At 47.5% G+C, this 10,860-nt stretch carries 14 protein-coding genes; 6 read left to right on the top strand and 8 right to left on the bottom strand.

Translation table 11 applies throughout. The features are described from left to right. Both EZI54_RS21225 and EZI54_RS21220 read left to right on the top strand, forming a co-directional pair. The coding region (locus tag EZI54_RS21225; RefSeq protein ID WP_165495829.1) for a transposase at positions 1 to 351 on the top strand (351 nt) is incomplete at its 5' end. Next, positions 348 to 1,412, top strand: a complete 1,065-nt coding sequence (locus EZI54_RS21220; RefSeq protein ID WP_131483892.1) for an IS3 family transposase — start codon at positions 348 to 350, stop codon at positions 1,410 to 1,412. The genes EZI54_RS21225 and EZI54_RS21220, both read left to right, overlap by 4 nt. Positions 1,413 to 2,474: 1,062 nt before the next feature. Here the strand turns inward: EZI54_RS21220 and EZI54_RS21215 are convergent. The 3 genes from EZI54_RS21215 to EZI54_RS21205 form a co-directional block, all read right to left on the bottom strand. Next, the gene (locus tag EZI54_RS21215; RefSeq protein ID WP_131483891.1) at positions 2,475 to 2,996 is read right to left on the bottom strand and encodes a hypothetical protein; all 522 of its coding nucleotides are present in this window, start codon (positions 2,994 to 2,996) and stop codon (positions 2,475 to 2,477) included. Continuing rightward, a complete protein-coding gene (locus EZI54_RS21210; protein WP_131483890.1) occupies positions 2,993 to 3,319 on the bottom strand; it encodes a hypothetical protein in 327 nt (108 codons plus the stop codon). Before EZI54_RS21210 ends, EZI54_RS21215 begins: the two co-directional genes overlap by 4 nt. A 300-nt stretch (positions 3,320 to 3,619) precedes the next feature. Next, complete coding sequence (locus EZI54_RS21205; RefSeq protein ID WP_131483889.1) at positions 3,620 to 4,093, bottom strand: C40 family peptidase; 474 nt, start codon at positions 4,091 to 4,093, stop codon at positions 3,620 to 3,622. 91 nt (positions 4,094 to 4,184) lie between these two features. On the opposite strand from EZI54_RS21205, the gene EZI54_RS21200 reads away from it, so the two are divergent. After that, a complete protein-coding gene (locus tag EZI54_RS21200; RefSeq protein WP_131483888.1) occupies positions 4,185 to 4,562 on the top strand; it encodes a helix-turn-helix domain-containing protein in 378 nt (125 codons plus the stop codon). 125 nt (positions 4,563 to 4,687) lie between these two features. After that, a complete protein-coding gene (locus tag EZI54_RS21195) occupies positions 4,688 to 5,461 on the top strand; it encodes a hypothetical protein (protein ID WP_242674550.1) in 774 nt (257 codons plus the stop codon). Here the strand turns inward: EZI54_RS21195 and EZI54_RS21190 are convergent. After that, positions 5,433 to 6,278, bottom strand: coding sequence for a transposase (locus EZI54_RS21190; protein ID WP_131483887.1), 846 nt, complete (start codon positions 6,276 to 6,278; stop codon positions 5,433 to 5,435). The genes EZI54_RS21195 and EZI54_RS21190 overlap by 29 nt on opposite strands. A 409-nt stretch (positions 6,279 to 6,687) precedes the next feature. Between EZI54_RS21190 and EZI54_RS21185 the strand changes: the two genes are divergently transcribed. Next, on the top strand, positions 6,688 to 7,095 hold the full coding sequence (locus EZI54_RS21185) for a very short patch repair endonuclease (RefSeq protein ID WP_341352866.1): 408 nt from the start codon (positions 6,688 to 6,690) through the stop codon (positions 7,093 to 7,095). A gap of 107 nt (positions 7,096 to 7,202) precedes the next feature. Beyond that, positions 7,203 to 8,258 carry a DNA cytosine methyltransferase gene (locus tag EZI54_RS21180; protein WP_341352865.1) on the top strand — a complete coding sequence of 352 codons (1,056 nt, stop codon included), beginning with the start codon at positions 7,203 to 7,205 and terminating at the stop codon, positions 8,256 to 8,258. On the opposite strand, the gene EZI54_RS21175 is transcribed toward EZI54_RS21180, so the two are convergent. The 4 genes from EZI54_RS21175 to EZI54_RS21165 all read right to left on the bottom strand — a co-directional run bounded on the left by EZI54_RS21175 (position 8,255) and on the right by EZI54_RS21165 (position 10,838). After that, a complete protein-coding gene (locus tag EZI54_RS21175) occupies positions 8,255 to 8,968 on the bottom strand; it encodes an MAE_28990/MAE_18760 family HEPN-like nuclease (RefSeq protein ID WP_131483886.1) in 714 nt (237 codons plus the stop codon). The genes EZI54_RS21180 and EZI54_RS21175 overlap by 4 nt on opposite strands. Beyond that, positions 8,969 to 9,403, bottom strand: a complete 435-nt coding sequence (locus EZI54_RS24890) for a hypothetical protein (protein WP_207389300.1) — start codon at positions 9,401 to 9,403, stop codon at positions 8,969 to 8,971. It lies immediately after the preceding gene. A gap of 42 nt (positions 9,404 to 9,445) precedes the next feature. Then, positions 9,446 to 10,132, bottom strand: a complete 687-nt coding sequence (locus EZI54_RS24885; protein ID WP_207389299.1) for a DUF262 domain-containing protein — start codon at positions 10,130 to 10,132, stop codon at positions 9,446 to 9,448. Positions 10,133 to 10,388: 256 nt separating this feature from the next. Next, positions 10,389 to 10,838 (bottom strand): DUF4231 domain-containing protein, encoded by a 450-nt coding sequence (locus EZI54_RS21165; protein WP_165495828.1) that lies wholly within the window; start codon positions 10,836 to 10,838, stop codon positions 10,389 to 10,391. Positions 10,839 to 10,860: the final 22 nt, after the last annotated feature.

Raw genomic sequence — 10,860 nt, 5'->3', positions numbered from 1 at the left:
GGTCATCGTAATACCGGGGAGGACTGGTCCCCTGAAGCCAAGCTGGCTGTTGTGATTGAAACCGCCTCCATGTCTGAGGCCGAACTCAGTGCCTACTGCCGCGAGAAAGGCCTGTACCCGGAGCAGGTGCAGCGCTGGAAGGAAGCCTGCCTCCAGGGTGCCGGCATGCAGGATGAGCGTCAGAAGGCGGTTCAGAAGCAACAGCGTGAGGCCCGTAAAACGATCAAGAAGTTGAAGTCGGAAGTTCGCCGCAAAGACAAGGCTCTGGCTGAGACCACCTCGCTTCTGGTGTTGTCAAAAAAGCTCGAAGCCTTGTACGGCGAAGATCCGGACAGCGGCGAGGACAACTGACGCCACTGGACGAACGTGCAAGGCTCCTGGAGCTGTTTGATGAAGCCGTTGCCGGTGGTGCCGCCCGATACAAGGTGGCGGAGTTAATGGACATCAGCGAGCGCACATTGAAACGCTGGCGAGGTTCAGATGGCCAGGTTGGTGAAGACCAGCGCCCTGAGGCAGCGCCGGTCGAACAGCCCCATAAACTCACACAGGCCGAGGAGCTGGCCATTCTGAGCGCATGCAATCAGCCACAGTACCGAAGCTTACCGCCATCGCAGATCGTGCCGTCGCTGGCCGATAAAGGCCTTTACCTGGCCTCGGAATCCTCGTTTTATCGGGTACTGAAAAAGCACCAGCAACAAAATCACCGGGGCCGTATGAAACCGCCTCGCAAGGCGCCGGAGCCGACCAGCTTCACCGCGACAGGCCCGAACCAGGTGTGGACCTGGGACATCAGTTATTGTCCGTCAGCGGTGCGTGGTGAGCACTGGTATCTGTACCTGATCATGGACATTTACAGTCGCAAGATCATTGCCTGGGAAATCCATGAGGCCGAATCTGGTGAGTTGGCCAAAAAGCTGGTTGAGCGTGCCCTGTTGAGGGAAGGTTGTTGGCACAATCCGCCAGTGTTGCACTCCGATAACGGAGCGCCGATGACGTCGTACACGCTCAAAGCCCGGTTGGCCGACCTGGGCATGTTGATGTCGCACAGCAGGCCGAGAGTCAGCAACGATAATCCTTACTCGGAGTCATTGTTCCGGACCGTCAAATACTGCCCGGAGTGGCCCTCAAAGGGCTTCGCATCGCTCACGGTCGTGCGCGACTGGATGCTGGCGTTCGAGGATGCTTACAACGAACGGCACCTGCACAGCGGTATCCGGTTCGTGACACCGGCAGATCGGCACCGTGGCGTTGATCACGAGCGCTTGGCGCATCGGAAAAGGGTTTATGAAAGAGCAAAGCGCCGAAATCCACGGCGCTGGTCTGGAAACACCCGGAACTGGGAAGTCACCGGTCCGGTATCGCTTAACCCTGGGAAATCGCAGGAAGTTGAGCGCAATAAGCTGGCCGCTTAAATGCGGTCATTTGGACAACTGGGTTGAAAATCGCCGAAATCGTCAACCTCTGCATAGAAAGAATCTACAGTTCACATCGCAGGGGGGAAGAATAATGGAAACTAAAAACTCAAAACAGGCCATCACTATTACAAGGGAGTATGGACCTATGCTGACGGGAAGCACCCTATTGCTTACCGGAGCATGGATAGCTACTCCACTAGGAGTATTTTGCATGGTTATTGGTTCGATAACGTTGGGAACTAGCCTTTGGGTTCATCTATTTTCCACACCTAGCAAAAAGCGAATATGAACCCCATAACTCGCTCGAACGAGACCAAAGGCAACAATATAAACTCTATGATTTGAAGTTTTATTTTCTGTCTTTGTGGCAAAATCCCGCGCTTGTAAAAATAACGGAGTCAGTCTTGGCTTTTGATTGAGCAGACAAAACCGGGACCGATTGAAAAAGTCCCGGTTTTTCGTTAGGCCTCAACAACAAACTCGCACTGGCGATTCGAAACATTGAAAGGAGTCACCCTGAACTAGCCCCAGTTATACGGACACCTTTCACCATACGCTCTGACACCATTCACCTTAAGAACTGTCAGCTAAAAACAGCTCCTGTATCAAGCCATTTTGCTAATCCGCCGCATAAAAACATCATAGTAACTGCCCCCCAAGCAACAGCCGGTGGTATCAGGATCCAGCGCCTCAGCCGAAGCGGTACCTCGGCGTCTACGTTTCCCCATTTTTCGGCTCGCCTTACGCCCCACCCCGGAAACCGACGCTGGACAAGGAAAGAGGTCAGAGCAACGCCTCTTATCATCCTTCCGACAAGGTGATCCCCTACCAGCCGAGCCATCTTGTACAGCTCGCTACCCTGAGGTGCGACAAGCCTCTCCACCTCAACCACCTTCCGGAATCCGATAGTTAAGGTGACAAGTGCCGCAATCAAGCCGACGATCATTCCAGCAAAGCTCGCCACCCCCAGTACGGTTATGATTAATTCTTCACTTGGCAATGTGTTCATCAATAAATTTGCGCTGACACCCTTTTATCCCATCTCTTTAACTCACTTTTCTACAAGTAATTGGATAAAGACTTTCTGAAATCGGATTTCTTGAGAAAGTCAGACTCCATTTTTTTAATGGTTCCATCGTCCGAGACAAAAAATACGAATGAAGATCGTTTGCCGCTACTTATAAAGTAATAAAACGTTTGGTTAGTCCCCGACCATGTGCCCGTTTCCCTGCCCCTCGAAAACACTTGATTAAACGATGTAATCTCACCATTGCAGTCGCTCTTGCTAGCTTCCCCGCTCAAAGCTTTCTGAAAAAATATAGCAGGGTCACAACCGCCAGTGGTTAAATCGTGGTCAGTGGTATATCCGATGTATTTGCCTGGTTCTTTACTATATTCAAAGGTGAGAATATCGGACTCGCCTCCCAGAAAGGCGACAACGAGTGGTTCTGCTGGTATTTTAAACATTAAGCCCGAGTACATAACATTCATATACGAGCTATCTTTATTACGGCCTGTGTCGAGCGTCGCGCAAGCTGTCAGAAAAAGCATCACGACGGAAAAAGTAAGCGTTCTAGTCATCGCCCAAGTCCCATAAGTGCTCTTTCGATTTTTAGTTTGAAATTAACCGCTACTCGACCACGGCACATTTGATAAATCTGAGTATCGCCCGATGCTATACGAACACCAATTTTCGCCACTTGCTTCACGACGTAGCTAATACCAGGAAGGCCGTAGGTAGGGCGGGGCACCAAATCTATGGCTGCGGAACAAGCCTGAGCTTCTTCGAGCGCTTCGTAGACAACAGCCGCTACATCCTTGTTGACCATATCTGCGCGGGCTTTACCAGCACCCCAGAAGTAATTAACGACTACTGCGATGTGTTCTCGGTCGCTTGAATTCATACAAATCCCTTTGATTGCACTACACAAAAATAAACAGCCGCATGCTTCCTGCATACACAGAGGAAAATATAGCAACGCTTCTCATTAGGCAAGCTGCGCACTGAAAGGGGGTCGGGGTCAGATTGAACTAACCCCTTTAGTACTGAAATCGACGGGCCCACAGAGAAATTCTTCTCGACAAATAAGACGAGCTTCGCGAGTTTTTATTGGTTAATGAACTCTATCATTTAGAGTCCGTCACCTCTTTACGCGAAATATGCGCTCTGACACCTTTTATTGATCCGAACACGTTACTCGTCGTTAGGCCTCAATAACAAACTCGCACTGGCGATTCGCATTCGACAACAAAAGAGCCCCCACTCCCGCCACGCCTGCTGCAACCATAAAATTGCTCAATTTCCCTTGCGACAAAAGCAAGCCACCTGCAAGGCCGATCCCCAAAGCCGCTTGAAGCTGTGGGCTGATCCTCTCACCGACAGTGAGGTAGTAGGCAACGTGCTCACAGTTGTTGGAAAACAAGCGGTACGACGCACTGTTCTGAATGACTTCAGCGAGTCTCTTTTCAAAACCTTCCTTTACTCGCGCCGGCAGCGGCAGTCGCCTCACCGAAACAGACTTACCTTCTGAATAATCGGAAAACGGAACTGCTACTGCAGGCCCTCCAGGGCGGATGTGCAAAACTCTGCCGGCACCTAGATAGACGCCAGCATGCTCTACAATGCCTTTGACTCGGTATAGCAAATCCCCAACTTTCAAACTAGAATACACATACATAAATTAATCTCCATTTAGGTTTAACGCATACACTTTCAGTTTTGCCAATCCATTTCTGGAAGTCAACCTTTCCAAACATAGAGGTGCTTCTATGCAAAACGAGAAGACGTCATTCTCTGCAGTCCTGGGAGTTGTTCTTTCAAACCTCAGGAAGAGCAAAGGTGTAGAACAAGGAGATATGGCGGCGCGAATGGGCCTTTCTCAGCCCAGCTACAGTAGACTTGAAAGTGGTAAGTCAGCGTTCTCCGTCGACCAGATGTTTCAGGCAGCCAAAGCTCTGGGAACAACCTTCGAAGAACTCAACACGCGCCTAATTCATAACATAGAGGAACTCCAGGCGAATGGAATTGAGGTCGTTCAACCGGTACGGGGCAATACCAGCAAGGCACAGAAGCAGGGCAATGAAATGGGGCAGCTAGTAGCTGGCGCAGCTTTGGGCGCGTTGTTATTCAGCTTACTGACTAAATAAGTAGTGGATCAAAGGACATTGTTTTACACCCCTTTGCATTAGCGATGCTCAAAAATCAGGCAAGCTCTCAAATGCCGTACTAGGCTACAGACTAGGAAGGTATCAATAACAAAAAGGAGCGCGCTGTGTCTGACCGTCCTGAATTTCTCGCAAGTGGAGAACCCGCCCGTCTTATCCCCATCGTTGCCGATAGCGCACGGGAACAGAAATCTGCATCTGTGCTGCTGGCAGGCATGCGAGCCGTCTACGAACTCCGGCAGGCTCTGCTTAAGTCGATTGGCATTCGGGTCGGGTCACGGGCAACGCTGGAAGCATGGACCGAAGTCGTCTTCGAGAGCTCTGACAAGAAGGCCCCCAAACCCAAAGATCGCCCCGACGGGCTTTTGATTCTCAGAACCGGTAAGAAGGAATGGCGAGCGCTCATTGAAGCGAAAATCGGGAACGAGTCCGTTACTGAAGAGCAGATCTCTCGATATCTTCAGCAGGCGAAGGCTCACAAAATCGATGCCGTTATTACCATCACCAATCAGTTCTCTGCCCTGCCAACGCATCACCCGGTCTCATTACCGAAGAACGCCACGAAATCGGTCAGTCTGTTCCACTGGTCCTGGGCCTTTGTGAGAACCCAATGCGCCCTGCTCCTGAAAAACGATGGCGTTGAAGACGAGGATCAGATTTTCATCCTCAACGAAATCCAGCGTTACTTCGAGAGCGATCGCTCCGGCATCAGCCACTTCGATCAAATGAATGCAGAGTGGAAGGACGTGGTCAACAAGGTCAAAAGCAACGCCTCGCTGGCCAAAACGAGCGACGAAGTACAAAACACCATCGCGGCCTGGCATCAGGAGCAGCGGGGGTCACATGCCGGGGTCAGGTCTTGCGTTTTGCCTCCCGGATAATTCGGCTGACGCGCGAATAGTGAAGCCCAAAGAAATCGCCTATTTCTTTCAGCCTGTATCCGCCACTCGCATACGCTAAACAGATGGCTTCGTTTCGGGACGACGCAGCGTCCCCGTAGAACTGTAATGGTTTGGCCAGAGGGCGACGTTGACTCGTGGGTATTTCGCTGAGACGTTCTGCCCCTTCAATTCGCCTCTGCATGTCATCAACGAATTGATCGCTCCCTAGATAGACCTGGTTCTTCAAGCTTTCCCAAGGAGACGGCTGGTTCTTGCCGTCAGCAACAAATTGCTCGTAACTCTCAACGGCTCTATCCCGCCGTTCAGCAAAGGCAGCAAGAATCCAATCAACATTGAGTGCCTTTAAATCCCGCTCATAACCCGCCGTCGCGCGGTAACTGCTCCAAGGCCATTCCACTGCCGATCGAACCATCGCAGCACGAACAGGGTTCAGCACTATATAGCGGCACAGCTCCAACAGGTAGCTGTCCTTCTCAACCAGAATCGCTTTATAACGCCCCTGGAAAACGTGCCCTACCCGGCCATGGTGCCGATTGAAAACCTGCGTATAGACGCCGTTCAGTTGGCGCATGCCTTTCGATAGATTGCCTTCCGGCGTTTCGATCAGCAGGTGGTAGTGATTGCCCATCAAACAATAGGCGTGGCATACCCAGTTGAAGATCTCGCAAACCTCATCGAGGATCGACAACCAGGCGCGTCGGTCGTCGTCTGATTCGTAAATCATCTCCCGGCGGTTTCCGCGGGACGTCACGTGATACAACGCGCCGGCAAACTCCAGTCGCAACGGTCTGGCCATTCCTTGGCTCCTTCCGTGGTTCTACTTTGGGAGAGAATAGACTGCGGTCGTCACAACGAAATGGCAAGGCGGGGCAAAACGCAAGACCTGACCCCGCGTATCCGCAAGACCTGACCCCGCGTATCCGATCTGATACAACGCGCCGGCAAACTCCAGTCGCAACGGTCTGGCCATTCCTTGGCTCCTTCCGTGGTTCTACTTTGGGAGAGAATAGACTGCGGTCGTCACAACGAAATGGCAAGGCGGGGCAAAACGCGAGACCTGACCCCGCGTATCCGCTCTGCCCCCTTTAATCAGACCCCATTAATCACCGCAAAGGTAGACCCCAGCGTTCTCACTCCATCATTGAAACCTATGCTTGGGGAAGAGCTGCCACCTTCTGGTAGACTACTAACGCGGCTCGTGGCAGGTGGCGAATGTGGACGATACGAACCTTCGACAGAGAATTATGCGGTCCAATACTCATAAGGATACCGGGCCAGAGATAAGAGTGAGAAAACTACTTCATTCCTTAGGTTATCGGTTTCGCTTACACCGAACGGACCTCCCAGGAAAGCCCGATATCGTCTTACCTAAATCCAAACTTGTAATATTTGTTAATGGTTGCTTCTGGCACCAGCACCCCGGGTGTCCAAAAGCAAGCATCCCAAAAACGAACATAGAATTTTGGAAATCAAAATTTCAAGCCAACAGAAAACGGGATATTAAGAACCAGATTCAGTTGACAGAACAAGGGTGGCAAGTTGTAGTTATTTGGGAGTGCCAAACTAGCGACAAGGAAAAGCTTACAAAATTACTAGAGCTGTATTTGAAATAGTGTGAAAGCAAGTATCAAACACTCTAGCTTATAATACTGTCATAACATGTGCATAGGCACATCGTTAAAATAGCAACAAACATTAGACAATTGGAGTAAGGGCAACCTTGGAACAGACAGCTATCATACCCCCTATTTCAGCAGTAGACCTTTTCTGCGGAGCGGGAGGCCTAACTCACGGCCTAATAAAAGCCAACATTGATGTAGTCGCAGGTATTGATATTGAAGAGTCCTGCCGTTTTGCCTTTGAAAAAAACAATAAAGGCGCAGCGTTCATCAATGCGGACGTATCTAAAATAGACAGTAGGGAAATAAGATCTCTATACCCACATGGGCATATAAAACTCCTAGCAGGGTGCGCACCATGCCAACCTTTTTCAACATATTCTCAAGGGCGGGATGCCTCTAAAGACGAACGATGGCCGCTGCTATACTCGTTTTCTAGATTGATAAATGATATTCGCCCTGAATTGGTAACCATGGAAAATGTCCCTGACGTTACCAAGCACCAAGTTTATCATGACTTTGTATATAAACTCGAATGTCTAGGGTATAACGTATGGGCAGGAAAAGTATTTTGCCCAGATTATGGAATGCCTCAAGTAAGAAAACGCCATGTATTGTTAGCATCTAGAATTGGAGACATTCAACTAATCGAACCAACACACCAGCCTGATTGCTATGTGACAGTTAAATCAACAATTGGGCATCTACCACCAATCAGCGCTGGAGAATGCCATCCGAATGATCCACTACATCAATCCTCTAGATTGTCGGAGCTAAACATGGCGAGGATCCGTCATTCTAAACCTGGCGGTACTTGGCGGGACTGGCCAGCAAACTTAATTGCTAAATGCCACACGAAAGCTAGTGGCAAAAGCTATAGCGGCGTTTACTCTCGTATGCGATGGGATCAACCTAGCCCGACGATGACAACACAGTGTTATGGTTATGGAAATGGCCGATTTGGCCATCCAGACCAAAACAGAGCGATCTCTTTGAGAGAAGCAGCTCTATTGCAAACATTTCCTCAAAATTACGAGTTTTTTCCCGATAAATCAGAATTAAAATTCAAAATAGTAGGAAAAATGATCGGCAACGCAGTTCCAGTAAAACTTGGGACAGTAATTGGGGAAAGTTTTCTTAAAAGTTTGGCTGCCTAACAGGCAGCCCTATATTTTTTTTCAATCAAGTAAATCTCAAAACCATCTACTACAGCGCTAAGATATTTATAAGCTTGCTCGGCATAAATCAACAACAGGTCAATCGGAGTGTCTTGCCCGCACTGTTCGAAAGATAGCTCACCATGCGCCAAATCATTTCGTTTCTTTCGAATATCGAAAAAGTTACTTTTTATATCTGAATAATCTTCATCTCTGTATTTTATCTCAATACCATACTTCGCAGCCTTATCTTTAATACCATTTGCATCAACATTTCCATTCCAATGTTTGTTTTTTCGATAGCCTAACCATACTAACAACTCGTTCATAGTTAACGCGCTATGCTCATCTGAAACATAAGAAGAAAACCCGCTTTTAAAATTCCCTAGGCACACACTTTTCAGTTTTTCACTAAGTTGCGAGAACTGAAGCTCGTCTGCTTTCAATTGTCGGTGCACCGCATCCACCGCGCTTGTCATTACAGATTCTATCAAGTTATAAATGAGCAAATAACCAGTCGCAGACATCGTTTTGACTAGTCCTCTATCTATCTCATATTCCTTTATCTCAACAAGCTCCCGATTCTCTAGCTTCGCTAACTTTCGAGCTTTTGTATCTATTAGCGTTTTTGCGAACGTCAAGTGGCGATCAATTTCTTGTTTTCGATCTTCCAGCAGCTCCCTAGTTTCGGCGATAAAATCATTGGTCATTTAAACCTCACCAAAAAAATCTGCTTGATCACTGTCAATATGTCTCGGATCATGAAAGATTTTGTCCTTATCTCCTTCGTACTCAACTTCTTTACCTAAAAGATTATCCCTGACAAAATGAATTCGATTAATAACTTTCGGTCTGGAATTACTCGCGTCAGAACGAGTTAGCTGACCAAATTCCTTTCCGGTAATCCATGCGCCAATCCCTTCCGGCACAAAGTCTTGACGACATCTCAAGGCTAGGTGGACACCAACGGAGATTGCCTCGAATCTAATACGAGGAACCGAATTGTCGTTTTGAGATTTCTTAAAGCCGATAGGAAAATATAATCCAACGAAATCCAGTACATCCCCGAATCTTTTTCGATATTCTTTTTCTTCAAAGCCCTTACCGTTCATTTCCTCCAAATAGTCGTCTAAAAACTTATCCACTCGATGATTAAAGCTTTTATATCGATCCGAATATGCAAAAAATCAAAGAACCAATTCCTGATTTTCTCTGTGCTTCAATTTGGTTTCTGAGAGAGGACAAAGAGTAGCGAACTGGTCAAGCGTAGCCAATTCCTTTATTAGATCACTAAAGGGGCCCTCCTTGGAGCCTATTCTTTGCTCCATCGGCTTGAGCTTTGTGCCGCCCGAATTCAGCCTATCAAACATCTGACGCCGGGCTTCTTCGTCCATATCTTGAGTTAACTCAATCAACCTAATAGTCTTTTTATTAAAGCGTCGCTGTCTAGCTGGCGGTAGATCTGAAAAATAAAATCCATTTAAATTGTCTAACAACCTAAGATCTTGGAGAGGGAACTGATTCTGACAATACTCCACAATAGTGCGAATACGCTGCGATCCATCAACAACCTCGCTTCGACCATCCTTATCATCCGCAAGGAATAAATAAGGGATCGGTAAGTTAAGAAGAATAGACTCGATGAACCGACTTTTTTGTGAGCTCTTCCAAATCATTTCACGCTGATAGTCAGGTATATATATCTCGGCGTTATCATCCTGAAGACCATCAGTAAACTTTTTTACCAATACTTCCACAGGATATTCTCTTGTATCGTAGTCAGTTATTTTTTGACGTTCAATTATCTGCTCCTCAGCAGCAAGCTTCCGTTCTTCTGAGACGCCACTAACATTTCCAATCATATCTTGCTGCATAAGATATCTCTTTTTCATAAAAAACAAATCGCACTATACTCGAACCTAAAACAATCGAGAAATTCAATACAACCAACCATAACAATTTCGAAACGATAGCGACTTCTTAAACCGTTAAGCACCCACCAAGCCTAAAATGTTTTAAAAAGCGTCTGCAAATAATACCCAATAGTTAAATAATAAATATTCAACGTTAGCAATCCTATGAGCACAAGTGAGACTTCAAAAAGACGTTCAAACCCCTATATTTGAATTTCTAATGGTTACTAGGCTCAAAGTTTATTTTTTCTGGTTGAGTCTTAGTATATCTCCACCACCGACTATTCTCCTTAGAAATTAAACTTTCAACGCGCTGCGCTAAAAGTGGATAGGCATTATCATCACAATAAGGCTCTGCGCCCATTAAAAACAAATACTTCTCATGCTTCAATGACTCACATGTCGTTCTGTAATCGGTCCAGCGTTCTTGATAACGATTGAGCCGCTCAAGCGAAGATGATAGAGCTATTAACGCACCAAGAACCCCCAAAACAAACTCAACTTTTACAACTTCGCCTCCGAAACCTGCTATTAGCGGAATGCAGGTCGCCGCCAGAATCTCAAATCCACGCAGAAGCTTGAACTTCAACTGTGCATTTTGACTTTTATGGTCATACCAATTAATTTGGTTTTCTAACCTTGATTCGACATATTCTTGTTGGTCCATACTCCGCCACTCCATTTGAATT

This window comes from Marinobacter halodurans, from assembly GCF_004327985.1.
In the GTDB taxonomy this organism is placed as follows: Bacteria; Pseudomonadota; Gammaproteobacteria; order Pseudomonadales; family Oleiphilaceae; genus Marinobacter_A; species Marinobacter_A halodurans.
This window is presented reverse-complemented; position numbering and strand designations above follow the sequence as displayed.

Bases quoted from the DNA above. Each gene is read 5' to 3' on its own strand.
- EZI54_RS21215 (WP_131483891.1), bottom strand. From the start codon at position 2,996: ATGACTAGAACGCTTACTTTTTCCGTCGTGATGCTTTTTCTGACAGCT.
- EZI54_RS21210 (WP_131483890.1), bottom strand. From the start codon at position 3,319: ATGAATTCAAGCGACCGAGAACACATCGCAGTAGTCGTTAATTACTTC.
- EZI54_RS21205 (WP_131483889.1), bottom strand. From the start codon at position 4,093: ATGTATGTGTATTCTAGTTTGAAAGTTGGGGATTTGCTATACCGAGTC.
- EZI54_RS21200 (WP_131483888.1), top strand. From the start codon at position 4,185: ATGCAAAACGAGAAGACGTCATTCTCTGCAGTCCTGGGAGTTGTTCTT.
- EZI54_RS21190 (WP_131483887.1), bottom strand. From the start codon at position 6,278: ATGGCCAGACCGTTGCGACTGGAGTTTGCCGGCGCGTTGTATCACGTG.
- EZI54_RS21175 (WP_131483886.1), bottom strand. From the start codon at position 8,968: ATGACCAATGATTTTATCGCCGAAACTAGGGAGCTGCTGGAAGATCGA.
- EZI54_RS24885 (WP_207389299.1), bottom strand. From the start codon at position 10,132: ATGCAGCAAGATATGATTGGAAATGTTAGTGGCGTCTCAGAAGAACGG.
- EZI54_RS21165 (WP_165495828.1), bottom strand. From the start codon at position 10,838: ATGGACCAACAAGAATATGTCGAATCAAGGTTAGAAAACCAAATTAAT.